Raw genomic sequence first — 25,872 nt, 5'->3', positions numbered from 1 at the left:
GGTTATTTGGCAGACCTGTTAGTAGTCGTGACAAAATGATAGGCAGACCATCATGCCCGACGAGACCCTCCCTACCCCCCTGCCCCCGGTTGAAAACACAGATGAATCCCCTACTGAATCGTTTGGCGATTTGTTTGCCCAATTTGAGCGCACCCATTCCCACAAAACAGACGGCGACACGAAACAGCTGGAAGGCACCGTTGTTACCGTCGACGCGGAATCGGTGTATCTGGACATCGGCTTCAAAACCGAGGGAATCCTGCCACGTACCGCCTTTGAAAACAATGCCGAAGGCCTGACCCCAGGGAGCAAGTTCCCGGTCTCCGTGAAGGGCCGCAATCCAGAGGGCTACTACGAGCTTTCACGTATTCACGTAGCGCAGCCCAAAGACTGGTCCTCGCTCTCGGAGGCCTTCACGCAAAAAGCGGCGGTCTCGGGAATCGTGACGGGAGTTGTAAAGGGAGGCCTCACTGTCGATGTCGGCGTGCGTGCCTTTATGCCGGCTTCCCGCAGCGGCGTGCGCGATGCCGCCGAGATGGAGAAGCTCGTAGGCCAGGAGATCACCTGCCTCATCATCAAGCTCGACACAACAGAAGAGGACGTGGTCGTCGACCGTCGCGTCATCGTCGAAGAGCAGGCGCGGTCGCTCGAACAGAGCCGGTACGCCGAACTCAAGGAGGGCGATATCGTCAGCGGGCAGGTTCGCAGCCTTGCCAGCTACGGCGCCTTTGTCGATCTCGGCGGGATCGATGGCCTGCTGCATATCAGCGATATCGCCTGGAGCCGCGTGAATGCCGCGGAAGACATTCTGTCCGTCGGCCAGCAGCTTCAGCTTAAGATCCTCAAGGTCGAACCCGAGAGCAAGCGTATCTCGCTCGGACTCAAACAGCTCCAGGCAGAGCCCTGGGATTCCGCCGCAGAGACGTACAAAGAGGGCCAGCGCATCACCGGCACCGTTACGCGCCTGGCCGACTTCGGAGCCTTCGTGGAGCTGGAGCCAGGGATCGAAGGCCTCATTCATGTTTCGGAGATGTCGTGGGTGAAGAAGGTTCACAAACCCAGCGACCTGCTTAAGACAGGCGACAGGGTAGATGCGCTGGTGTTGTCCGTAAATTCGGCAGAGCGCCGGATCTCTCTTGGACTCAAACAGGCGCTCGGAGACCCGTGGACAGACGTTCCGCAGAAGTTCCCAGTAGGCTCGACCATCGAGGGACCAGTTACACGCATGATGAAGTTCGGCGCCTTCGTGGAACTTACCGAAGGTATTGAAGGGCTGATCCACATCAGCGAGATCACTGCCGAACGGCATCTTCATCATCCGCAGGATGTGCTGAGAACCGGTCAGGTCGTCAAAGCGCAGGTGCTGGCCATCGATGCGGAGAAGCGGCAGATCAAGCTCAGCATGAAACAGCTAGTCCCCACGGGTCTCAGCGAGTTCCTGCTGGAGCACAAAGAGGGTGACGTGGTCTCTGGTCGCGTCGTCGAACAGTCGCCCGAATCCGCCCTCATCGAGCTCGGCGAAGGAATTCGCGCGGCCTGCCCGATCACGAAAAACACTCCCGCAGCCGCAAAGGACAACAGTAGCGCCAGCCTGGACCTCTCTCAACTGACATCGATGCTGAACGCTCGCTGGAAGAGTGGTGCAGCACCTGCCGGCAGCCAGCCGGAGCCCCTCAGTGTCGGCCAGGTTCGCAGCTTTAAACTTGTGAAGCTCGATCAGGAGACGCAAAAGATCGAACTGGCACTGGCCTGATCTTACTGCGCATCATTCGCGGGTGACTGATAGATCTCTGATCTCATCGGTCACCCGCGATGCTCTTCCATCACCTGAAGGGTGTGGGCCAGCCCATCCGGGGAGAAGACATCCTCAATGGCCTCCTTTGCCCCTGCCGCAGCCTCTTCTGCCCGCGCAAACATCGCTGTCTCGGTTTTCTGAACAGCTACTCTCCAATCCTCTTCTTCCACCACTGCAAGGGCCAGATCAGCCGCGTCTCGCATAGCAAGATTTGCCCCGTCTCCGCCAAAAGGAGACATCAGATGCGCAGCATCGCCAATCAGTGTCACTCCCTGGCGATACTCCCAGCGGTGGCCAACCGGCAGAGCATAGATCGGGCGCGGCGCAATCCTTTCACCATATCCGCCGGATTGGGAGATGAGTTGCAGCAGTTCCTCCGACCAACCGTTGAAGTAGGACGTCAGGCTAGTTCTAATAGCATCCCCTGACGACCAATCGAGCCCGCTGGTCTCGACCCAGTCTTCCGGCACCCGCATGGCCGCGTAGACACCGAGGTGGGCGTTTGCATCCCGATGACCGAGAAGCCCTTTGGAGTCCCCGAGAGCAAACATCAAGCCACGCCCTACGAGTCGTGCCAACTCCGGATACCGCGTGTCGGCATCGTCGATACCGAGCTCAACGAACATCACACCGCTATAAATAGGCCGAGCATCCGACACCAATGGCCGTATGCGAGACCACGCGCCATCGGCGCCAACGACCAGGTCGAACCTCTCGCTCGTTCCATTCCGAAACGCAAGCTCGACCGTTCCATCATCCTGTTGCGCAACTGTGGTCAGCTCATGGTCCCAGCGAACAACGCCTGACGGCAGCGAGTCCAACAGCATCTGCCGAAGGTGCCCGCGATCCACCTCTGGGCGATCTTTACCCGCGATCGCAGCATCGACGAACAACAGCTTGCCGTGTTTGTCATAGATCCGTGACTCCTGATCTTCATAACGGGCGATGCGTTTAAATTCAGCAGTCAATCCCGCGCACTGAATCGCAAACTGACCGGAGTCCGCATGCATATCGAGCGACCCGCCCTGAGGCCGAACCGAAGAAAACGCCTCTCGCTCGAAGACCGAAGCATGGACGCCATGGAGGTGCAGAATGCGTGCGAGCGTCAAGCCGCCAGGGCCGGCTCCGACAATCGCGATACTTGGTTTGCCCATAAACTATCCTCCTTAGATAGGTAGCTATGTAAATTGTATAGGATACTATCTAAATGGAGGCGCCTATGGACACAGGGATATTTCGCAGGCCTGGTCATCTCATCAATCGGACGGCTCGTCTGCTCGTTCGATTGGGAGAGGAACGCTTTCAACCTTTGGGCCTTGCGATAGCCCAGATGCCCGTTCTGTATGCCTTGAAGGATGGCGCTGCCCTGACACAGAAGGAGCTAGCCAGTCTCGCTCGAATCGAGCAGCCCACGATGGCGCAGCTATTGGACCGGATGGAGCGAGATAAATTAATTCGACGGACACCCAATCCGCACGACAAACGCAGCACTCTGGTCTCTCTGACACCCAAAGCCTTAAAGAAGCTTCCCCGTGCCAATCAAGTTTTGCTGGAAGGCAGCCAGGAGGCGCTACGAGGGTTCACCGAGCGAGAGATCGAAGCTCTGAGCATATTCCTGCTGCGGATCGTGAAAAACCTCGACCCTCAGGCAACGGGTATCGACTTCGATCGCCTGAAATAAGCTATTCCCGTTTTATGGGAAGCTTAATCGTAATAAGCCTGATGGCTTCAACGAGGTCGGCGCTTTGCTGCGACCCCGCCTATTAAGAATCGCAAGGGTAGATCCGCAGCTTTACTGATTCCGATTCGCGGTGTGACTTCAATGTCTTCCGCCTGATAGCCGTCGTCGAGTATCTGAAGAACGGACTTCTTGCTTGTCACGTCGAGGCCATTGTGCGTCGCACGTGTAATACCCAATGCTTGACAGAGCCGCCCGGGGCCGCCGGTAAGCAACTTCGGCGATGCCCCGCTCGGAAGACCACGAAGCCGAGCCATGGTCTCAATCCCTTCGACGGGCTCGAGCGCTCGAATGAGCACACCGCCGGGTTCACCATCGGGCAAACAAGAGACATTCACGCAGTAGTACATGCCATAGATGAAATACACATACGAAAATCCTGGCGGCCCGAAAAGTACCGAGTTGTAGGCGGTGAGCCCACGAAAAGTATGAGAGGCAGGATCAGACAATCCAAGATACGCTTCCACCTCCGTGATGCGGCCAGTGAGACGCTCGCCATCCCGATGATGAGTGAGCAGCTTGCCCAGCAACGCGCGCGCAACAACTTCTGGCGAACTCAGATAAAAGCTGCGGGGAAGGACGGTCGGCTTCGGCAAGGTACGGGTCATTTGTGTTGGAGCACTCTTTGCAGGACGACAGCTTGATTGTGCTCCTCATCTCGCGCCCCGAACACTAAGGTGATCGGCCCTCGATCTGCCTCCAGTTTCAGGAGTGCAAGTTGTTCACTATGCAACTTCAACTCCTCGGCATACCTTGTCTGGAACTCCGTCCACCTTTCCAGGTCGTGGCCAAACCATTTGCGAAGCTCTGTACTTGGCGCGATCTCCTTCAACCAGATATCGGCCTTGGCCTTCTCTTTGGTTAAGCCTCGTGGCCAAAGCCGATCGACGAGGATACGCGTTCCATCCTCATCGCCTGGATCGAGATAGACACGCTTCGTTCTGACTTTCATCTCAGCCTCTAGGCTCAGGCCTTCGCGTTCAATCGTGCAAATGAATGGCAACGACGCGAGCAGGTCCTGCGCTTTCACCGAGCGTATCGCTTTCCAGCAGCATCTCGAAGTGCGGAAGCGATCCATTCGGCTTCCGGATTTTGTTAAGAATGGGAAGCAGCCTGTCATCATCCATAACAAGGTCAACAGCCGCCTCGGTTCCGGCCATGGAAATTCCTTCGAGAATCAGGACATTTCCTGTCGCACTCAGATTGGGCAAAAACGCGATCACGGCATGGACTTTCGTGGAGGTCTGCGGCGTGTGCGAGCTATATTCGATGGCTTCTCCTGGAAGGGGACGCCGATTGAGAAAAAATGTGTGTTTGTCAGTGGGATCGATACTGAAAACGAAATCCATATGGGATTCAAATAGTTCAACCCATGGGTTTGCCTCCTGAGCTCCAATCAGGATGACATTTCCGGACTTAAAATCGTTCAGGTGCATGTCCCGGCTATAGTGCACCAAAGTTCGTTCGGGAATGGCCTCCGGCAGACGCAGCAGCCGGGCAAGTGTGGCAGCATCGACCATCGACGTATAGCGGCGATGTAGAAGAAATTCCGCGAACTTTGGATCTGTATGTTCGGCGAAAGGCAGCTGCTTGCTTACATCATCGCTGAGAAAATCATGCAGGCTGACATACTGGTGCGTCTCCTTATGGAAGAGGACCAGCCCGGAATCGCCGAGGACAATGTGAGTCGGTTCATCGTCGGTAAAGAGCCGCCCCCAGAGAACATGATGGCGATTCGTCAGGAAGTGGGTACGCAGGTGCATCCCAAAGGCGACGGCCAGACCGATAACGAGCAACGCGAGAACCGCAGTTAGAGCACGATAGCGCCACAGCACGAAAGTTAGAGGATCAGGCACAGTCCGATCGAGGGAGATTTCACCGGATAAGGCGCGAGCTTTGCCCCCAGTCCCAGGAACAACAGGCAGTTCCAGCGAAGAACTCTGTTCCTCAAAATCATCCTGCGGCGCTCCAAGAGGAGACCCTTCCATCTGCCCGAAAGCCGGTGCCGGTAGAAATACCGGAGCATAGCCTCCACGCGGAATGACCAGGTGCACAGGTTCGTTACGACCGGCACGCTGAAAATACTGCTCCAGCCGCCGGCGAAGGCGCAGCGCATGGGAACGCACAATCGTGTCGGCTGCCGAGTCGTAGTCAGGCTCTCGCCCAAAGACCGCGACGCCCACATGCTGTTCACTGAGTGTCTGGCCACGATCCTCGAAGGTGGCCGTGCAGATATAGAAGAGAAATTTGGAGAGCTGGGGGGAACGAACAAAATCAGGAGTCGCAAGGATTCGCTGGAGCAGCTGGTAGCGAGGGTCCTCGTCCCGATTTTTTTGTTCGTCGGCATCCACGTCGAGATACTCGGCCGCCGTACCCCTCGTCATAGCAATCCTTTGCGTTTCTCAGCTTAACTGTACCTTCCGCCGCATTACAAATCCGTGAATCACCTGCGTTTCACCCCACTGATCGCTGCCCTGCTCCAGGCCTCTTAGTCCTTTGCTTTCATCACTTCAGCATGAACGTATGAGGAATCTCCGAGAAATCACTGAACTTCTCCGGCACGCTTCGAATAGGTTCAGCAAGACGAAAGGGAAATATCTCCCTAAGTCCATTTTTCCCAAATTGAAATCACTGAACGTGGCTTTGGCTAGTGGAGGAGATCGATGATACAGCGTGGAGTTCTTAGAGGTGTCCGATACCTGGGCATGGTTTTGTTGCTGGCACTCTGCCGGACCGGGTTTACCCAGGACACCGGCGCAAGTCTGCTCGGCGTGGTGCGGGATAGTGGTGGCTCGACGGTCAGCGGCGCTACGGTAGCAGCGACCAACGCGGAGACCAACGCGCGCACGGTCGAGACCTCGAACCAGAAGGGTGAATACTCCCTCCTGAACCTCGCACCCGGAACCTATTCGCTCAGCGTCAAGGCGGCCGGGTTTCAGGGATACGACCAGGCCGGCATCCGGCTTGATCTCGGACAACATGCCAGTCTGGATGTGGCCCTTCGCGTGGGACAGGTACAGCAGACCGTGACCGTAAACGCAGACGTTACGGACCTGGATACGGTCTCGTCTGTGGTCAGCGACGAGGTCAATGGCACCTCGATTCGCAGCCTGCCGCTCAATACCCGCAACCCCTATGACCTGCTGGAGCTGGCTCCTGGTTTTGCAGGTTCGGTCGGCAACGACTACAACTCCGTCAGCTTCTCCGTGAACGGTGGACGCCAGGGTTACACCGATGTTCTGGTCGACGGCACCCCGGCCGGATTCCCCACGGTCAACGGAAACTCCGGCATCGGTATCTTCCCTTCCGTCGACGCCATCGGCGAGTTCCGGCTGCTTGCCCAGAACTATCCCGCCGAATTTGGCCGCAGTCTGGATGGCATCCTCAACGTAGTCTTCAAGTCGGGCACCAATGAGTTCCATGGAACGGCGTTTGAGTTCATCCGCAACTCCGACCTGGACGCCAACAGCTATTTCAACAAGCAGCATGGAACGCCGCTCCCGCCCTTTCGCCGCAACCAGTTCGGTGGCGTCCTGACCGGACCGATCTTCAAGAATCGCACCTTCTTCCTGCTCTCGACCGAACTGCTGCGCGAAGGCGACTTCAACTCTGTGACCGCAACCGTTCCCACGCTCGCTCAGCGCGGTGGAGACTTCTCACAGACCTTCGGCGCCAACGGACAGCTCATCTCGATCTATAACCCCTTCTCCACGCGTCTCAACGGGTCCAGCTATGTTCGCGATCCTTTTGCAGGCAACAAGATCCCAACCAACCTGATGAGCGCGGTAGCCCAGAAGGCATTGTCGTACTATCCCCTGCCCAACGCAGCCGGCAATCCGGTAACGAACGCGAACAACTACTTTGCGACCGGCACCACCATCAACCAGACCACCGCGTGGGATGTTCGTATCGACCACACCATCAGCGACAAGCAGAAGATCTTCGGACGCTACTCCAACCGCTTCTACAGCAGCAGCCCCAACCCGCTCTTTCCCGCTGCGGACGCCGTCGCCGAAGGCCTGATCAATGGCGAAGACTTCGACCGTGGAGTCACCCTGGGCTACACTGCAACGCCAAATGCTCGCACCATCGTGGATGCCCGGCTCGGCTTCTCCCGAACGCTCTACAACTATTTGAACAACAGCCTCGGCTTCCAGGCGGCGACGCTGGGTCTTCCTGCCAGCCTGAACGCAGCTGGCGGAACGGACCTCTTCCCCGTCTTCTCCCCGGCCGGCTATGTGGGACTCGGCAACAACGGCAACCGGCACAACGCGTTCATGACCTACAGCCTGCTCTCCTCCATCACCATGGTGCGCGGACAGCATACGATCAAGGCCGGCTTCGACGGGCGTTTGATCCGCGTGAACGATCATGAGAGCGCAGACAGCTCAGGCAACTTCAGCTTCGGCACCACCTTCACCTCGGGCCCGAATCCAAACTCGGCCAGCGCCAATACCGGCAACGGTCTCGCCTCCATGCTGCTCGGTACCGGCACCGGCGACCTCATCCAGGCTTACAAAGACGATGCTTCGCAGAGCTACTATCTGGCCGAGTACGTACAGGACGACTGGCGCGTCAGCAAAAAGCTAACGCTCAACCTCGGCCTGCGCTATGACCTCGACACACCGCGCACCGAACGCTTCAATCGCATGAACTATTTCAACCCGACGATTACGTCGCCACTCTCCTCCGCGGTCCCCGGCCTGCAGGGCGGCCTGGTCTTCGTCGGAGTCGATGGCAACAGCCGTCACCAGTACCACATCGACGCCAACAACTTCGCGCCTCGCTTCGGCTTTGCCTATGCGGCACAGGAGAGTACCGTCATCCACGGCGGAGCGGCCATCGTCTATGGACCTTCGGCACAGGCTGCGGCCGGTACGGTCGGACCGTACGGCTTCCGCGTGCAGAATAACTGGATCAGCACGCTCAACAGCAACGGCATCACACCTTCGAACACGCTGGACAACCCCTTCCCTCAGGGCTTTCAGACACCTCCCGGCTCTTCGCAGGGACTGCTCACCGGTGACGGCGGTCAGATCGAAGGCGTTCTCCAGAACACACCCACACCCTACGTCGTTCAGTGGGACCTCGATATCCAGCAGACGCTTCCCTGGGGCACAACCATGGACCTCGCGTACGTCGGCAATCGCGGGCGCAAACAGCAGCAGAGCCGCGAGGGTGGCATCGACTTCGACCAGCTTCCCAAGGAAGACCTCGCTCTTGGCTCGCAGTTGAATGCCGTGGTGGCCAACCCTTACTTTGGCTCCATCACGACCGGAGCATTGAACACTGCGACAACCACGAAGGCCCAGCTATTGAAGAAGTACTCGCAGTTCACCAGCGTTCTACCGCTCTTCCTCGCCGGAGGCAACGACCAGTACGACGGCATGCAACTCCGCGTGAACAAGCGCTTCGCCTCCGGACTCCAGCTTCAGGGCTCCTACGTATGGGCGAAGAACTTCGACAACGGAACCACCCATCAGGACAGCTTCAATCCGATGGCGGACTATGCGATCAGCTCGCAGGACGTCCATCAACGCTTCATCATCAGCTATATCTACGCAGCACCCTTCGGACGCGGCAAGACCTTCGGCGCCAACATGTCGCGCTGGGAAGATGCTATCGCCGGCGGCTGGCAGGTGAACGGCATCACTACGCTTCAGGGAGGCACTCCGCTCCAGATATCGGCAACCAACAATCTCTCCAACTTCAACTATCAGACCCTGTACGCCAACACCAACTTCCAGAACGCGGCATACCACGGTGATATTCATCAGCGTCTGAGCAAGTACTTCAATACCGCCGACTTCAGCCAGCCTGGAACCAGCGCGAACCCCTTCGCGCTCGGCGACGGTCCGGCGTACTACAACAACCTGCGCTCGCCCGGACTGAACAGCACCGACCTTTCGCTCCTGAAAGATTTCGATCCTTTCGAGAAGCTGAAGGTACAGTTCCGCACCGAGCTGTTCAACGCCTTCAACCACGTCCAGTTCGGTTCTCCCGACACCGGCGTGAACGATGCAACATTCGGCCAGATCACCGCGCAGAACAACTCGCCAAGACAGCTTCAGTTCGGTTTGAAGCTGATGTTCTAAGGGGTTTCTAAAGGTAGCGGGATGTGGTTTTTTGACCACCCCGCTATCTTGTCATCTTGACCGGAGGCGGCGTTTTTTGCCGCCGTAGCCCTAGTGGAGAGACCTACATCACCGCTGTATCGTCTTACACAGGGACCTTCAATAACCAAAAGGACAGGACTAGTTTGATCAAGACTCTCACTCGCTTCACGCTATACGGGCTCCTCTTCGCCGGAGTAACGGGCTGCATCTCCGCACAATCGACGCAAAAGCCCATCGTGATCGTCATTACGGTCGACGGCTTCCCTGCCCGCGCGCTGCAGGATCCGCAGCTCCCCATGCCGACTCTGCGCGCCCTTGCGGCCTCTGGCGCAGTTGCGACGGGCATGAAGCCCATCAACCCCACAGTCACCTGGCCCAACCACACGGCGATGATCACTGGAGTCAATGCCAGCCAACACTTTGTTATGGCAAACGGCTTGATCGTACTGCCCGCCGATGGAACCGCTCCCCAGATCGAGCCCTGGACCGATAAGGACAAGTTAGTCCATGCACGCACCCTCTACGACGCCGCTGCGGAAAAGGGCCTGACCACCGGCCAGGTCGACTGGGTCGCCATCTATGGCGCCAAGGGAGTCCGCTGGAAGTTCGGCGAAAAGCCCGATATCCAGGACGAGATACCACAGGAGCTAGTCGCTCAAGGCCTCGTGACGCGCCACCAGGTCGAGCACTTCGGAGACAAGAGCAGCCCCGCGTGGCGCGATGAGATATGGACCGACGCCGCCATCGATATCCTCCAAAAACACACGCCGGATCTTCTGCTGTTCCACCTTCTGGAGACGGACTCCATCCAGCACGCCTACGGGCCGCTCACACCGGCTGCGTATGCGGCTTATGCCTACGCCGATCAGTGCCTGGCGCGCGTTGTGGAGGCTGTACACAAGGCAGGCCTTCAGGACCGCACTACCTACTTCATCCTCTCCGATCACGGCTTTGCGACCTACACCCATACCATCAACCCAAACGTCGCCCTCATCGAGCAAGGCTTGCTGCACAAACAAGGCAATACCTATGCAGGCAGTGTGTGGGTCAAGGCCGAAGGTGGCGCAGCCTCGCTCTATATCCGCGATGCCAGCCGCCGCGCGGAGCTGATCCCCAAACTGAAAGCCTACTTCGCTGCTGTCCCCGGGATCGAGCACGTCTACACCAACGAAGAGGCCCGCGCGCTCGGCATACCCTCCGACGCCGACACCGATCAGGCTCCCCAACTCTATCTCGCAGCCGCACCTGACTACGCCTTCGGCGACGACGTAAGCGGCGCACTGACCCGCACCAATCCACCGCGTGGCCAGCACGGCTACCTCAACACGATGTCCGACATGCAGGCCCTGTTCGTAGCCTCGGGCGCAGCGATCAAGCCCGGCGTCGACCTGGGTTCGATCACCAACCTGCAGGTCGCTCCAACGATCGCCAAAATACTCGACCTGCAACTGCCCGATGCGAAGCAGCCTCCGCTGAACCAGATCCTGCGCTAAACATTAGCCTGCAACAGACGAGGGGATGACGAAACTGGCTTACTGCCAGCCGTCATCCCTTCTTTATTTGCAACTCGGCTGCCCGTAGAAAGCCATTAACATAGACATGCAACAGTCATCCCCTATGCAAACGACTTACGGCCAATCAGACCGCCCCATGACACGCACAGAGATTCGTACACTCTCGCTTGCCTCCCTCGGAGGAGCACTCGAGTTTTACGACTTCGTCATCTTTGTTTTCTTCACCACCGTGATTGGCAAGTTATTCTTCGCCGCCAGCCTGCCGGACTGGGTACGACAGACCCAGACCTTTGGCATCTTTGCCGCCGGTTATCTGGCTCGGCCATTAGGTGGAATTGTCATGGCGCACTTCGGCGATATCCGTGGCCGCAAGCGCATGTTCACGCTGAGCGTTCTGCTGATGGCCATTCCCACTTTGCTCATCGGGTTTCTGCCCACATACCAATCCATCGGCATCGCCGCACCTCTACTATTGCTCGCGTTGCGAATCATGCAGGGAATCGCTATCGGAGGTGAGGCTCCAGGCGGCTGGGTGTTTGTCGCCGAACACGCACGGCGCGGACGGGTCGGATTCGCAGTTGGCTTGCTCACCGGTGGCCTGAGTTTTGGCATACTGCTCGGCTCGCTGGTTGCAACGGTCCTCAACATCGCCTGCACTCCCACTCAGATCTCCGGCGGCCTTTGGCGTATCCCCTTTGTGCTCGGCGGTATCTTCGGCTTTATCGCGATGTTTCTACGGCGCTGGCTGGAGGAGACGCCCGTGTTCGAAGAGTTACGTCTGCGAGCGGCTGTGTCCAGAGAGCTGCCCCTGCGTATCGTTCTTCGCGATTACAGACGGGCTATTACAACCTCGATTCTCAGTACCTGGACACTCACTGCGGCAATCGTAGTGGTGATCCTGATGACCCCATCGCTGTTACAGAAGCTGTTCCATATCGTGCCGCGTGATGCGCAGATGGCAAACCTCGCTGGAACAGCAACGTTATGCATCTCAACCGTGCTCATAGGCGCCGCGATAGATCGGTTCGGTATCAGGCGCATCGCGTTTCCGGCTTCGCTGTTGCTCATCGCCGCGACGTATGGCCTCTACATTGGCGCAGCCTCCATGCCATCGGCACTGCTGCCGCTGTATGCCCTTGCGGGGATCGGTGCTGGCGGAGTCGTCGTCCTGACACCCATTCTCATGATTCAGGCATTTCCACCACCGGTACGTTTCAGCGGCGTCTCTTTTTCCTACAACATCGCGTACGCTATCTTCGGCGGCATCACTCCGCTGTTGGTATCTTGGCTGGCTCACCTGAGCCGATTTGCTCCAGCTCATTATGTAGCAGTCGTCTCCGCGCTGGGCCTCATCGCAATATTCGCGGCTTCCACTCCGCGCAAAGGTCAAGACGGCCATACTAGCCTCAAAGAGCGCAGCGAAAGCTAAACCTTCAAGGCTATTACTATCTAACTTAAAAATAGTCAGTCTAAGTCTCAGTTGAGCTCGACGGTTGCCCGTCGAGCAGACTTCGCATACCGCCACGATCTTCGCTGAATTTCAGGCAGCGAGCCTCTTCCCAATGCCCAACAGCCATCTACGCCTGAGCGTTCTCGCATCTAAAATCAACTATGCGAATTTCCTCCGTCGGAACCCCATCGAAGATCCTTGTCGCAGTTACCTTCGTAATGTTCCTGTTTCGGAATGCATCTGCTCAGGATGCCGCCACCCCTGACGCCGGGCACTTTGACTACAGCACCTCGGCAGCGTTGGAAGTCAAAGAAGTATCCGTACAGCAGCGCGATGGCGTAAGCATTCACGACATCACATACATCAGTCCCAACGGCGGGACAGTGCCAGCCTATCTGGTAGTACCAAAGCAGCCGGGCAAATTTGCAGCCATCCTCTGGGGCCACTGGCTGATGCCGAAGTCCTCCACTTCAAGCCGTGAGGAGTTCCTTAACGAAGCGATCGCTCTCGCGCCCACCGGAGTGGTATCCCTCCTGATCGATGCTCCTTCGGCCCGTCCTGGCTTCAAACCGGCTCCCAATCCCGTGGTGACTGCGCAGCAGGTCATCGATCTGCGCCGCGGAGTAGATTTGCTGCTGTCACGTCCCGATGTCGACCCCAAACGCATCGCCTACGTTGGACACAGCTGGGACGCCGGCACCGGCGCCATCCTGGATGCAGTCGACAAACGTATCTCCGCCTTCGTCTTCATGAGCGGGCCACAGTCAAACCGGCAATACTTCCTCGACTCCGACTCTCCACGCATGATTGCGGCTCGTCAGGGAAAGGACATGGCAAAGGTCGAGCAGGCAATGCAAGCCAGTGCGTGGGCCGATCCAGGATCCTACGCCACGCATCTCGGACCAGCACCAGCCCTCTTTCAATATGGCCTTCAGGACGAGGACTGGGTTCCGCTCAAAGATGCCAAGGATTATTTCGCGATGAGCTCCGGGCCTAAGGAGGTCAAGTTCTACGAAAGCGGTCATGCGCTCAACGCGCAGGCGCGCCTCGACCGCATCAAGTTCCTGCAGCAACACCTGGCTCTTCCTCCCCTGCCACCAGGAACAATAGAGAGTATCCCGGATACCAAGTAATTGGAATCCAGCGTGCCCCACTCATGGGCACGTTCACTGCGCATGAGGGACCCGCCCTCGTTGAAATAATCTAGACCTGAGCTGCATCGATTAACCATTGCTCAAATTTTCGAGACTCTCGCAAATAGGAACCCCCATGCGCTGGATTTACACCGCAATCATCGTCTCGTCGACACTACTCATGCACACGGAGGCAATCGGCCAGATTGTTGACATATCGACGTACGGAGCAAAGCCTGACTCCGGCCAGAACAGCAGTCCGGCCGTCGCAAAAGCAATCGATTTTGCATTGCGCCATCATCGCTCGAAGATAGTGTTCCAACACGGACGGTATGACTTCTGGCCTCAAGGCGCGGTGATGCGCCACCTCTTTGTCTCAAATCATGATGGAGTGGCGGAGCGTGCGGTTGGTATCTCCATCGAACACGCCAGCGGCCTCGAACTGGATGGCAACGGGTCGGAATTTGTCTTTCATGATTCCATGCTGCCTATCGTTATTTCGGACTCCGACCGGGTGACTCTGCGTAATTTTTCGATAGATTATGCAAACCCGCACCTTGTGCAGGCAAAAGTTGTGAGCAAGCACGACGGGTTTGTCGACCTCCATATAGATAGTCCCCTTTCCTACAGCGTCAAAGACGATCACATCTTCATTCGGGCCGAGGACGCTCCCCTTGGATCAGAACAGCTCGCGCGGGGAAGCGTCGTCTTTGATCCCGAGGGAAAGTGGCTTGTCGCCGGAACAGGCGACAATTGGGAGATTGATAAGACAACGGCTAAAAGAATCGATCGAGATGATGTGCGTCTATCTGGTCTGACACAGCAAACCCGGCCGGGTGACGTGCTCATGCTTTGGAATGGCGATCGCCCCAATCCAGCTATTCTGGTCAGTCAAAGCAGCCACATCGCCGTTTCCAGTGCGCAAGTGTATAGCGCAATGGGAATGGGCTTCATCGCTCAGTACAGCGACGACATTCATCTCGATAGATTCAATGTCATCCTGAAACCAGGAAGCAATCGTTACGTCTCAACGACCGGCGACGCGGTGCATTTTTCGAACTGCCGAGGACAGCTCCTCGTTGAGAACGGGCTCTTCGAAAACATGCTCGATGACGCAATCAACGTGCATGGCTCATACCTTCGAATAGCTGCAGAGCCGGCGCCCGATACCCTGATTCTTGAGTTCGGCCATCCACAGACCTTTGGCCTGCCCTTTGCGTCTTCTGGCGACATCCTCCGTTTGGTTCATCCCAAAGCCCTTGAACCCTATGCTACGGCAAAGGTCGCTGAGGTACATTCACTGGATGACAAGCACCTCCGGGTGCGCTTCACAGAAGCACTCCCTTCCTCCGTGGCAGTCAAGGACGCGGTGGAGAATCTGGCGTGGCAGCCCAACGTAATCTATCGCAATAATCACATTCGCCATAACCGCGCACGAGGAGCCTTGTTCGGAAGCCAGGCCTCGACGGTTGTCGAAGACAACTTCTTCGATCATCTTTCAGGTCCCGCAATTCTCTTTAACAGCGATGCCTCCAACTGGTTTGAAAATGCTCCCGCTCATAACGTGCTGGTGAGACATAACAGATTTCTCGATACCAATATGGGGCATTATGGCGAGGGTTCCATCTTGATCGACTTCCCCGCCGACGAAGCAAAAGGCGGAGATTACTTCAACGCTCGCAACATACGCATTGAGGACAATTCGTTCGAGCAATTCCAGCATCCGCTCCTATATGCCACCTCGGTGGACGGCCTGAGCTTCACGCATAATCGCATTCTGTTCAATCACGATTACCCCACGAGCTCACCCGCAGACGCACCGGTCTTCTCCATGAGCCACACGCGATGCGTAGACGTATCTCAAAATGTGTTGCAGAATAACGACCGCGCAAGCACTCCAGACCCCGCGTTATTGAACATCAAAGCACCAGGTGCCCCTTTTGATGCCACAAGTTGTATCGACAGCTTCCACCCACTGAACGCCAGATAGATGAGAGCACGCGTTAGAGCATTTCCTCTATAGGTGTAGGGCGAGCCACGATCCGGGTGCCCCATCTTCGGCGCGTTTTTTGCGCCTAAGGTGGGTATCGGGCGAACGCCCGACCGCTCCTGCCCATGTGTGACATGTCTCCAACGTTCCAGCCCACACATCGCTTTCTCCCGCTGATCTACACCGGGAGGGGAAATGCTCTAACGAATAAACTCCGGACGCACCGCCTGCTTTACAAGTTCCTTGAAGCCCGCAAGGCTGCATCGCCCTGTTGCATCCTTGCAAGACATCTCAGGCAGCTCCGATGCGGGCTGATTTTGCTCCGAGAGTGGCTTAGCTGCGCGCAACTGCGCAAGCGTCTGCAAGGAGTAGCGAAGCCGTACGGAGTAGGTATCGCCATGCTGCCATAGCTCGAAGGCCATCTCTGCCCCCGGCGGTGTATCGTCGCGGCGCCCATCGAGATCCCAATGGATACCAAGCAGTGAGGCCACGCCTGCAAGGTTCGTGTCGTGCCCCGTAAGGATCACCACCTTCTCTCCCTTTGGACCGATCGCGCCATCGATGCTCTTGCCGGTCGCACCCTGTTCAAGAGTGCGGCGAATATGGTCAAGCAGGTTGGAGGCTTCTACCTGCGCAAAGTAAGGCGTGCGATGCACGAGATCGAAGTAGGCGCTATGCAGAGGCAGCAGTTTCTGCAACTGCTGTTCCTGCACCTGTCCCCAGCCGACCTGATCCGCGGGCAAGCCTTCCGCATACTCCAGCAACAAGTTCTCGGACATGCTGGAACCCACGGCCAGCGGGCCTCGTAGGTCCGCAAGATGATCGCTCTTCCCTGGCAGGATCGCCGGTACGATGCCAGTCACGGACGTTGCCTTCTCAGCAGGAACCTTCGAGCAGGAAGAAGGCTGCGCTGCGCAATCATTCAGGATGCGCTGCAACTCCTCCAAAACAGTTTGATGATCTCGGGCAGGCGCGGCAGGGTCTCCATGCACGCGCTCACGGAGAGCGTCCGCCGCGAGCTGGCGATCGGCTTCGATCGCCTTCGCAGCCAGCGGATGAAAGAGTGCATCCTCGGTACCTTGAGGCAATGAGTCGATGCGAATCTTGCAGCCCGACATCAGACCCTCGGCCAGCGCGTGCCCACTAGCGACGGTGCGCTGATCGGAGTCAGCGTAGACGGTAACCTGTGCAGCATCGGCGCACCCCTGCGGCTGCAGCAAGCCTTGTGCAGCGAGTCGGGTTCGCTGCCAGCCTGCAAACTGCCTCAGCAGCAACGCACCGCGCGGCGTGAGCTCTCCAGGTGCGACAGTCCACTGAGGCCATGGTTTTACGGAGAGCCGATCAAGCTGTGTGTTCGCCTGCGTCGGCGAGCGTACGCCATGCCTGCTGAGGATGACGACGAGTTTCAAGGTATCGCCTGAACCGGCAGAGGGCTTTTCAGACTGTGCCGGCATTCGAACAGGGCCGAGGAGCAAAACAGACAACAAGGCGATATTGAGGGGAACCAACTTCATGTACTTCTCCAAAATCTTTGCTACTTTCCTTCGAGCGGAGATCTATCGATGCCTGCCTATTCGTGGCGCACGAAGTTGTAGCGGATACCACCGGTATACGTTGGCTTGTAAAACTCTCGCTGGTTCACAAACTGTGTGCTGCCCTGGTAGTAGCCAAAGACCTCGTTGTTGAGGTTCAAACCCGAGACCACTGCGCTGAAGCCCTTATAGAACCGGTAGCTGGCCTGCGCGTCGACTTGATAGTGAGTCAGGGTGAAGATATCGCCGGATGGTCCCTTGGATCCGAGGCCGCTCGGATCGGAGCCGCTGACCAACGCAGGAGAGGTGTAGTTATAGGAGAAGAGACTCGCCTGGTTATAAGCCAGACCAGCACGCACCGAAAGACGCTTCGTGTCGTACGTCGGGCTGAGGTTCCAGGTGTTGGGAGACTGGTCGATCAGCGTTGGATGATCGGTGCGCAGCGGAACACCTTTTTCTCGTGAAGCGGTATAGCTATAGTTCGCGGAGATCCCCAGACCACTGAGCACGCCCGGAAGAAAATTCAGGTGCTGCTGATAGCTCAGTTCCAGGCCATAGAGCCATGCGTTCTGGCCGTTCACATACTGCGTAATCGAGTCGCCGGGATACTCCGCGAGTACGGTTTGCAGCGCCGGCGGAAAATACCCTGCGGGGAAGTTGGAGAGGCTGAGGCCACCCGGAAGGACGGTTTCGATCTGCGGGGCGGTAAGCTGCTTGAAGAAGAAGCCCGCCTGGATAAGGCCGAGTGGGTTGAGGTAGTCCTCGTATAGCAGGTCGTAGTTGTTGGCGTGCTCAGGACGAAGCGCGGGATTGCCGATGGCGACAGTTGTTGGGCTGGCCGTCGAGTCTTCCGTAGCATAGGGCACAAGCTGATAGGGGTCGGGCCGCGCGACGCCGCGCGCATAGACCGCGCGCAAGGCGGAGTTGGACGTGAGGGCATAGCGCATCTGGATGCTGGGAAGTACGTCCAGGTATGCGGGGTTGTTGTTGACACCTGCGACCACATAGCAACCGGTAGGCGTCGCAGGGAGCGGTGTAGCGCACGGCATCATCGTAGCTGAACTGGGAGCGTAGAACGTCAGGTTATAGCCGAACGTATCCATCTGCGTGGCCTCGAAGCGCAGGCCGGTCTGGAGGTGCAGCTTGCCGAAGTCGATGGTGTTCATCGCATAGCCGGCGGTGATGCGCTCGATAGTGTGGAAGAGGTTCGGATAGATATCGGCGACCGTCTTATAGTTGTCTACATACCCGGAGAAGTTCGTGAGCGTGTAAGCCGCCACCTGATTGAAGTCCGAGACCGGCCCGAAGTTTCCACCGAAGTACGTGCCATTGAAGTAGTCGGAGTTATGAAAGTTGCTTTGCAGCCCGCTCATCAGTGGAGTCGACGAACCAGCCTTGGTAGACCAGCCGTCGTAGACAGTCTCCGTAGAATCCTGGGACTGGTGTCCATTGTTGAACTTGAAGCCCATCTCGAAGTTTCCAAAGTGCCCATGCGAGGTGTAGTTCCGGGCATAGGAAGCCTGGGCCGTGAGGTCGAGCTGTGCGTTCAAGCCCTTCGATATGGTGATGTCTTTGAAGATCCAGTTCGCAGAGTTCAACAACGGAGAGGTCGGCGTAGTATCGCAGGTGCCGAAGTGCGGATGGTACAGGTTCGTAGTACCCGTGGGCGCATAGTTGCAGTACACAGCCGGGCCTACCCATGAAAAATCAGCCTTGGGGTTTCCTGCAGAATCCACCTCGTACGAACGCGAAGCCGATACCTGCCAGGACATCCATTGTTTCGCCTGGACATCTCTTCCCCCCAGAATCACAGTTCCTACAGAGGCATTGGGGCGCTTGCTGGAGGTGTAGAACTTCGGCGACGGAGAGGCAGCCGTAGGACTAGGCAGTGCTCCTGAAGAACTGATCGCGGTCGAAACAGGCTCGTAGTACCACTTATCGCCCCAGTCCTTCAGGTCGGAGTAGAAACCGTGGGCATAGATGCTTGCGTTCTCGCTGAGCCGATAGTCGGCGCTGCCCGCAAAGCCGTAGCGGTAACGGTAGTAACGGTATTCACGAATCGTATTGTTGTCGTAGAAAGGCTCTGCGAAAGTGGAGAGTGGATCGAGTGCAGGCTGAATGTTGTCGATGCCGCGGCCGTTATAGTCATAGGCCGCATTGCCAAGCAGCCCGAAGCGCTTCGTCGTTCCGAAGCGCTTTCCAATCGTGCCACCCGTCGCGGCAGAACTGCGGCCATTGAGGATGTTGGTGTAGCCTCCGTTGCCGTAGAAGTTGATCGTCGGCTGCTCGGTAGCCTCTTTGGTGCGCAGGTTCACCGAGCCGCCGATACCGTCCGCATCCTGATTCGCAGAGAGCGTCTTATTCAGCTCAACGGCTTCGACCATGTCCGAGGGGATAACATCGAGGCGCACCTGACGGACTGTCGGCTCGGGTGCGGGGATGGTGATACCGTCGACCGTGACATTGGTCAGTCGAGGCTCTGTGCCACGCACCTGGATATAAACGCCCTCGCCTTCGATGCGATAGAGCGACACAGAGGGCAGACGTCCGATGGCATCGGCTACGTTGGCATTTGGCAGGCTGGTAATGACCTCGGCGGGCAGCACCTGCAAGATATTGTCGGCGGTGCGTGTCTCGTTGATGGCTTCGGCTTCCCCGTGCGGACGCGGCGCGGTGACGAGGATCTCCTCGCTGTTGGAGGCAACGGCAAGCTTGAGGTTCAGGCTGAGCACCTGCCCCGATGCCAGATCAACGTCGGTGTCCTGCTGCTTAAAGCCTATATAGGAGACCCTCAAGACGTACTTGCCGGACGGCACCTCGGGCAGAATGAACGCACCCTGCTCATTGGTGACTACGGTGAGGTTGAGGGGAGCCAATTTAACCTGCGCCCCAGGCACAACTCCGCCAGAGCTATCTGTAACAGTGCCGGAGATGGCGCCTTTGCCCGGCTGAACGGAGGATTCAACAGCAGGGTCCGTGCCTCGCGCGGCAAAGCTTGTTGAAGAGAAGAACGTCAACCCCAGCAGACAGACCACGCCTACACTCTTCCAATTTCTTATGTCGATCACTTTCGGCAGCCGCATCACAATCCTCGAAAAAATGACGCATCCGTCAGCGTTTGACTCGCGACAGAGCATCGAAATTCAAATTCGTATAGGCCGATGATGACGAGCGGCAGTGAATGAGGTTTCACCATCCTGTAAAAAAGTCCTGAGGTTGGGGGTACACCTATCGTAGAGGTGAACGAGCAGATCCCGATTCACGCAGCCGTAACACACGAGCGATAACGTTGAAGTCTTATACCCAGCAGGGATGCATCACGCCATGGAAGCCGCTGGCACCTTTCGAATTCTGATTGTCGAGGACGACCCGCGCATGCTGGATGTGCTGCGCCGGGGCCTGTGGGAACACGGGCACACTGTGATGACGGCATCCGATGGAGCTGAAGGGCTGGCCCTCGCGCAAAGCTACGAGTACGACATCGTGCTGCTCGATATCGGTCTGCCCACACGCAATGGATATGAGGTGGCAGCGAGCCTGCGCACGCAGCAAAATCATGCAGTCATATTGATGCTGACAGCCTACGATCTGGAGGACGACATCATTCGCGGGCTCGACCTCGGAGCCGACGACTACATGACCAAGCCGTTCTCTTTCCCAGAGCTGCTGGCCCGCATCGGCGCCATCACCCGCCGCCGCCCTTCCGCTCCCAGTGGCCTGCTGCAGATTGGCGACCTCGTTCTCGACAAGCTAAAGCACACCATCTCGCTCGCCGGCACTCCCTTATCTCTTACCCGCACAGAGTTCCTCCTGCTGGAGCGGCTCATGGAAGAGTCCGGCAGCGTCGTTACCAGAAAACAGCTCCTCGAAAAAGTCTGGGGACCCAATGCGGAAGTAAGCCCAGGAGCGCTGGACACCTTCATTAACTCGCTGCGCGGCAAACTCGGCCATGCGGAACAGCGCAGTCTGATAGGCACGGTTCGCGGCACAGGCTACTTCCTCTCCATCGAGCCTTCGACTCCGCTGCAAAAAGGCGCCGGCGCGTGATACGTCCTCTCTCCATCCGGCTGCGCCTCTCGCTCTGGTTCTTCCTTATCTTCGCTGTCGCCATGTTCACGCTCTCTGCAACGTGCCTGTGGATGGTGCATCGCTGCATCCTGACCATCGAGACCACCGAACTGCAACAGCGCGTCCGCAGCATCCAGCGCTTTCTCGAAGCTCAGCCACCAGACGAACCGATCGGCACACTGCGCGAGAACATGGTCTCTACCTACGACGTTACGCATGGCAGCAAGTGGCTGCAGGTCATCGGGCAGGACGGCGATTGGATCTATCGTTCCAAAGCCATCACAGAACTCTATCCTCATCTTGCCTTGCCCAGTGCTGTCCCAGCAGACGGCACATACTTCGAGTTCAGCGCCGAGTCGGTTCCCGTCTGGGCACTGATCAAGCCGATCACCGTTAAAGGGCGCAGCTATACCGTACAGACCGGCACCTCGCTGAACAGCAAGCTCATCGTCTACAACGACTTTCGCCGCCAGCTGATGATCCTCACACCTACCGTTCTGCTGATCGCTCTGCTCGGAGGATGGTGGATGAGCCGCCAGGCCTTGAATCCCGTCGCGGCGATTGAGTTAGAAGCGCGGCATATCAACGACAAGAGCCTGAACTGGCGTCTCCCTGTATTAGAGACGCGCGACGAACTCGCCAACCTCACCCAGACACTTAACCAGATGCTCGACCGCATCGAAGCCGGCTATAAGAGCGTGCGTGAGTTTACCGCCAACGCCGCACACGAACTGCGCTCGCCCATCTCGCTCGTCCGCGCCGAGGCCGAGGTCGCCCTCGCCTTTCCACGCACTGCCGACCAGTACAAAGAGGTCTGCGAGCGCATACAGGCCGAGTCCGTCCGCATGAGCACGCTGATCGACAACCTGCTCTCGCTCGCACGTGCGGATGCAAAGGCCGACGTGCTGCAGTTTGAAGCACTCGATCCCAACAAGCTGGTGAAAGAACTCGGCGGCAAGTGGACCATGCTGATGGAGCAGCACGGAATCTCATTCGAGGGAGAGCCCGATGCAGCCGGAGTCTCTGTCTTCGGCGATCTGCCCAGCCTGCGGCGCCTGCTGACGATCCTGCTGGACAACGCCTGCAAATACACACCAGCAGGTGGTCACGTCGTTCTGCGAACCCACCTCAAAGACGATGCGGTCGTCTTCTCTGTCAGCGACACCGGCATTGGCATCGCCGCAGAGGCACTGCCTTCCGTCTTCAAGAGGTTTTATCGCGCCACCAACTCTTCGCCGATCGCTCCAGGCGGAGCGGGGCTTGGACTCGCACTCGCCGAAGCCCTGGCGGAACGGCATGGCACGACCATTCAGGTACAGAGCACCCAGCTGCAAGGGAGCTGCTTTTCTTTCAGTCTGCCAAGATATGCAGCGATCCATAACGTGAAGAAGATAGTGCAAAGAGAAGCTGTATAAGCAGCTCCCCGATACTCTTTTGCCGTTGCTTGTTTCTCGTCGTCATCCTTGAGAGAGCGTAGCGAACGAAGGACCCCCGCATTTCGCCCACGCCACCACCGAACTATTCCTCGGCTTCGATCCTATACAGACACCACTCTCTCTTCTCTCTGAACCCGAGATGTTCATAGAAGCCACGCGCCCCTGCATTGTCTCGAATCACGAATACATCGATACGCCTTCCCCTGTTCCGGGAGAGAACCTGCCGAAGTAGTTCTGCGGCTACGCCCTGTCCACGAAACTCAGGGCAGACCCAGAGATCGCCGATGTGAACACCAACTCGGCCCTCCCAGCTCGAATAGTTCTCGAACCAGGAGATGAAGCCGGCCAGTTGCGCTCGTGGATGGTTTGCAATCTCTGCCACCGCGATATTCAATCGCGGTGCGGGACCGAAGACATCCCTTGCCAGCGTGACGCCGTTCAGGCGCGGAGCGTGGTTCGCACCTTCAAAGGCAGCCAGCTCTGCAAGCATTGCCATGATCGCCGGCCCATCGCTGGGACGAGCATCGCGAATGAGAATCATAGGTTTTTCTCTCATCCCTCAACCAGGCTGAACCCTTCATCCACCCAACCTGTGACGCCTCCAATCATCTCCTTTACCGGCCGGCCTAGCCGCGAGAGACGAATGGCAGCTTTATTTGCCCCGTTGCAATGCGGGCCTGCACAGTAGACGACAAAAACCGTCTCAGGCGAATAACCCCTGAGGCTGTCTTCGGTAATGGTGAGCAGTGGAATATTGATCGCTCCAGGAACGTGTCCTTTGCTGTAAGCCTGCCGTCCGCGCACATCGAGAAGGGCGAAGTCGACCCTATCGGTGGCGAAGGAAGAGTACACGTCCGAGCAATCTGTCTCGAAGGTGAGCCTTCTTGCAAAATGATCGAAAGCCGCCTCCGCCGGTGCGGGAGCAACTTCCAGCACACGACTGATCTGCCTTGCTATTGGCTTCGTGGTTACGACAACTTCTGCTGGCGCATCATGGGTAACAGGCATTCTATGTTTCCTCTCTGCATGGAGTGGTGAAGAGTTGTTACATCTCGAGAATGCGGTGCGCACGAAAATCTTGCCAGTGGCTCAAATGCCAATTACCGTAAAAAATGTGACAAAGCTCCGAAATGCTAAAAAGTCCACTCCCGCGCCCCACAAAATAGCGGTGCTCGCGTACAAAGGTCTTTGCACCTTTGAATTCGGCATCGCCGTTGAGCTCTTCGGACTGCCGCGTCCTGAACTCGAACGCTGGTATGCCTTTGAGGTCTGTGGGTTGGAAAAAGGCCCCTTGCGTGCCACGGGAGGCGTCAGTGTCATGCCGCGGATAGGTCTCAGCGGCCTGCTCCGTGCCGACACCATCCTGATCCCCGGATGGCGCAACCCGGATGAGCCACCGCCACCTCGCCTTATCCGCACGCTTCTCGCAGCGCATAAACGGGGAGCGCGGCTTGTCTCCATTTGTTCAGGCATCTTTGTGTTGGCCGCCACGGGGCTTCTGGACGGCAGGCGCGCAACAACCCATTGGAAGTATGTCGAAAAGTTGTCATCAGCTTTCCCCTCCATTCAGCTTCAACCCGACGTACTGTATGTGGATGAAGGAGACATCCTCACCTCTGCAGGCAGCGCAGCCGGAATCGATCTTTGCCTGCACATCATCCGTAAAGACTTTGGCACGCTGATAGCCAATAAGGTCGCCCGAAGGTTGGTCGTCTCTCCCCATCGCGAGGGCGGGCAAGCGCAGTTTATCGATACACCAGTCGGCGAACCATCGAGCCCCTGGCTTTCGAACCTGCTGGAGTGGATTCAGAAGAGGCTGCACGACAACATCACCGTCGAGGAACTTGCCGACCACGCTCGAATGAGCAAGCGGACATTGACTCGCCGCTTCGCTGCCTCAACAGGGAGCAGCCCACTCGAGTGGGTCACGTCCTTGCGTATAAGACGAGCGAAGGATCTGCTCGAGACAACAGCGCTTTCGGTAGAGGAGGTTGCGGATCGTTGCGGATTTGGATCTGCGCCTACGCTTCGCCATCACTTTCGCACTCGAGTCAGGCTTACTCCAAACGGCTATCGTGCCCGCTTTCAGAGAGGTCCAGACCGAGTAGATAGATAACACTTTCGCGACATCCCGTCATGGAACGAGAAGTAGGCATCTCACAAGCAGCGAAGTTTGCTGAGGGGTCCCTAACATCACACATCCTATGATTTCGACGGAAGATGCTTCCTATCGAAAGCACGTCTCCGTACTCGATACCAATATGGCCTACGTCGATGTGGGAGAGGGGCTCCCGATTGTCTTTCTGCATGGCAACCCAACCCCTTCTTACCTTTGGCGAAACATCATTCCCTACCTCCTTCCCTTGGGACGTTGCCTCGCCCCCGACTTTGTCGGAATGGGCAACTCTGGCGCTGCGCCTGACGGGAATTATCGGTTTGTAGACCATCAACGCTATCTCGACGCCTGGTTCGAGACGATGGCGCTGAAAGACCAGATCATTCTGGTGGTCCACGACTGGGGATCGGCACTTGGATTTGCATGGGCACAGCGCTATCCCGAGCGCATCAAGGCGATCGTTTACATGGAATCGATTGTCCGGCCGTTTCTTTCCTGGGACGAATGGCCAGCTTCGACGCGTGAATTCTTCAAAGCGCAGCGCACACAAGCCGGGGAAGAGTTGATCCTTGAGAAAAATCTCTTCATCGAATACCTGTTACCCCTTCGAGGCATATCCGAAGAAGCGATTGAAGTCTATCGCCGCTACTATAGAAATCCCGGTCCTTCACGCCAGCCTATGCTGACATGGACGAGAGAGCTGCCGATCGAGGGCCAGCCTGAAGATGTCACTCGTATCGTCGATTCCTACTCGCGCTGGCTCGCCAGCAGCCCCATCCCGAAGTTATTCATCGATGCAGACCCAGCCGGTTTTCTGATCGGGGCCCAGCGGGAATTCTGTCGGGCGTGGCCCAATCAATATGAAGTCACAGTGAAGGGCGCGCACTTCTTGCAGGAAGACTCTCCCCGTGAAGTCGGTGAAGCTATAGCCCGTTTTGTAGCAAAGGTGCTCGCAGGGCAGATATCGTAATCGTCAAGGCTATA

The 25,872-nt window shown here is 57.4% G+C and carries 19 protein-coding genes; 11 read left to right on the top strand and 8 right to left on the bottom strand.

Annotated elements, in window-relative coordinates; genetic code table 11:
- The first annotated feature begins 52 nt into the window (after positions 1–52).
- Positions 53–1,753 (top strand): 30S ribosomal protein S1, encoded by a 1,701-nt coding sequence (locus GSQ91_RS08580; protein ID WP_158821111.1) that lies wholly within the window; start codon positions 53–55, stop codon positions 1,751–1,753.
- 50 nt (positions 1,754–1,803) lie between these two features.
- On the opposite strand, the gene GSQ91_RS08575 is transcribed toward GSQ91_RS08580, so the two are convergent.
- Positions 1,804–2,949 carry an NAD(P)/FAD-dependent oxidoreductase gene (locus GSQ91_RS08575; RefSeq protein ID WP_158821109.1) on the bottom strand — a complete coding sequence of 382 codons (1,146 nt, stop codon included), beginning with the start codon at positions 2,947–2,949 and terminating at the stop codon, positions 1,804–1,806.
- Between the two features lie 65 nt (positions 2,950–3,014).
- On the opposite strand from GSQ91_RS08575, the gene GSQ91_RS08570 reads away from it, so the two are divergent.
- Positions 3,015–3,476 carry a MarR family winged helix-turn-helix transcriptional regulator gene (locus tag GSQ91_RS08570; RefSeq protein ID WP_158821107.1) on the top strand — a complete coding sequence of 154 codons (462 nt, stop codon included), beginning with the start codon at positions 3,015–3,017 and terminating at the stop codon, positions 3,474–3,476.
- A gap of 47 nt (positions 3,477–3,523) precedes the next feature.
- Here GSQ91_RS08570 and GSQ91_RS08565 read toward each other — a convergent pair whose 3' ends face one another.
- The 3 genes from GSQ91_RS08565 to GSQ91_RS08555 are packed head-to-tail and all read right to left on the bottom strand — an operon-like array spanning position 3,524 to position 5,917.
- Positions 3,524–4,141 (bottom strand): DNA-3-methyladenine glycosylase, encoded by a 618-nt coding sequence (locus GSQ91_RS08565; protein ID WP_158821105.1) that lies wholly within the window; start codon positions 4,139–4,141, stop codon positions 3,524–3,526.
- A complete protein-coding gene (locus tag GSQ91_RS08560) occupies positions 4,138–4,485 on the bottom strand; it encodes a DUF488 domain-containing protein (protein ID WP_158821103.1) in 348 nt (115 codons plus the stop codon). The genes GSQ91_RS08565 and GSQ91_RS08560 overlap by 4 nt, the downstream gene beginning before the upstream one ends.
- A gap of 28 nt (positions 4,486–4,513) precedes the next feature.
- Positions 4,514–5,917, bottom strand: coding sequence for a hypothetical protein (locus tag GSQ91_RS08555; RefSeq protein WP_158821101.1), 1,404 nt, complete (start codon positions 5,915–5,917; stop codon positions 4,514–4,516).
- A 279-nt stretch (positions 5,918–6,196) separates the two neighbouring features.
- Between GSQ91_RS08555 and GSQ91_RS08550 the strand changes: the two genes are divergently transcribed.
- From GSQ91_RS08550 to GSQ91_RS08530, 5 genes are all read left to right on the top strand, one after another.
- Positions 6,197–9,628: a TonB-dependent receptor gene (locus tag GSQ91_RS08550; protein ID WP_254064430.1), complete on the top strand. Its 3,432-nt coding sequence runs from the start codon at positions 6,197–6,199 to the stop codon at positions 9,626–9,628.
- A 164-nt stretch (positions 9,629–9,792) separates the two neighbouring features.
- Positions 9,793–11,142 (top strand): alkaline phosphatase family protein, encoded by a 1,350-nt coding sequence (locus GSQ91_RS08545; protein ID WP_254064428.1) that lies wholly within the window; start codon positions 9,793–9,795, stop codon positions 11,140–11,142.
- 157 nt (positions 11,143–11,299) lie between these two features.
- Complete coding sequence (locus GSQ91_RS08540) at positions 11,300–12,592, top strand: MFS transporter (RefSeq protein WP_254064426.1); 1,293 nt, start codon at positions 11,300–11,302, stop codon at positions 12,590–12,592.
- Between the two features lie 182 nt (positions 12,593–12,774).
- Complete coding sequence (locus GSQ91_RS08535; RefSeq protein WP_158821097.1) at positions 12,775–13,746, top strand: S9 family peptidase; 972 nt, start codon at positions 12,775–12,777, stop codon at positions 13,744–13,746.
- A gap of 136 nt (positions 13,747–13,882) precedes the next feature.
- Positions 13,883–15,736 (top strand): right-handed parallel beta-helix repeat-containing protein, encoded by a 1,854-nt coding sequence (locus GSQ91_RS08530; RefSeq protein WP_158821095.1) that lies wholly within the window; start codon positions 13,883–13,885, stop codon positions 15,734–15,736.
- A 200-nt stretch (positions 15,737–15,936) separates the two neighbouring features.
- On the opposite strand, the gene GSQ91_RS08525 is transcribed toward GSQ91_RS08530, so the two are convergent.
- Together GSQ91_RS08525 and GSQ91_RS08520 are read right to left on the bottom strand one after the other, a co-directional pair.
- Complete coding sequence (locus GSQ91_RS08525) at positions 15,937–17,250, bottom strand: histidine-type phosphatase (protein WP_158821093.1); 1,314 nt, start codon at positions 17,248–17,250, stop codon at positions 15,937–15,939.
- Positions 17,251–17,306: 56 nt separating this feature from the next.
- On the bottom strand, positions 17,307–20,351 hold the full coding sequence (locus tag GSQ91_RS08520) for a TonB-dependent receptor (protein ID WP_158821091.1): 3,045 nt from the start codon (positions 20,349–20,351) through the stop codon (positions 17,307–17,309).
- A gap of 229 nt (positions 20,352–20,580) precedes the next feature.
- On the opposite strand from GSQ91_RS08520, the gene GSQ91_RS08515 reads away from it, so the two are divergent.
- Together GSQ91_RS08515 and GSQ91_RS08510 are read left to right on the top strand one after the other, a co-directional pair.
- Positions 20,581–21,315 (top strand): response regulator transcription factor, encoded by a 735-nt coding sequence (locus GSQ91_RS08515; RefSeq protein ID WP_216845144.1) that lies wholly within the window; start codon positions 20,581–20,583, stop codon positions 21,313–21,315.
- Positions 21,312–22,751: an ATP-binding protein gene (locus GSQ91_RS08510; protein WP_158821087.1), complete on the top strand. Its 1,440-nt coding sequence runs from the start codon at positions 21,312–21,314 to the stop codon at positions 22,749–22,751. The genes GSQ91_RS08515 and GSQ91_RS08510 overlap by 4 nt, the downstream gene beginning before the upstream one ends.
- 103 nt (positions 22,752–22,854) lie before the next feature.
- Here the strand turns inward: GSQ91_RS08510 and GSQ91_RS08505 are convergent, their stop codons facing one another.
- On the bottom strand, positions 22,855–23,313 hold the full coding sequence (locus GSQ91_RS08505) for a GNAT family N-acetyltransferase (protein WP_158821085.1): 459 nt from the start codon (positions 23,311–23,313) through the stop codon (positions 22,855–22,857).
- Positions 23,314–23,324: 11 nt separating this feature from the next.
- Entirely contained in the window at positions 23,325–23,780 is a 456-nt protein-coding gene (locus GSQ91_RS08500; protein ID WP_158821083.1) for a rhodanese-like domain-containing protein, read from the bottom strand.
- A gap of 106 nt (positions 23,781–23,886) precedes the next feature.
- Here GSQ91_RS08500 and ftrA point away from each other — a divergent pair, with 106 nt between their 5' ends.
- Positions 23,887–24,888: a transcriptional regulator FtrA gene (ftrA, locus tag GSQ91_RS08495; protein WP_216845142.1), complete on the top strand. Its 1,002-nt coding sequence runs from the start codon at positions 23,887–23,889 to the stop codon at positions 24,886–24,888.
- 88 nt (positions 24,889–24,976) lie between these two features.
- Positions 24,977–25,858 carry a haloalkane dehalogenase gene (locus GSQ91_RS08490; RefSeq protein ID WP_158821079.1) on the top strand — a complete coding sequence of 294 codons (882 nt, stop codon included), beginning with the start codon at positions 24,977–24,979 and terminating at the stop codon, positions 25,856–25,858.
- Positions 25,859–25,872 lie beyond the last annotated feature (14 nt).

The organism is Granulicella sp. S156 (assembly GCF_009766105.1).
Taxonomy (GTDB): domain Bacteria; phylum Acidobacteriota; class Terriglobia; order Terriglobales; family Acidobacteriaceae; genus Granulicella.
The sequence above is the reverse complement of the archived record's forward strand: the minus strand, read 5'-3'. Positions and strand labels throughout refer to the sequence as shown.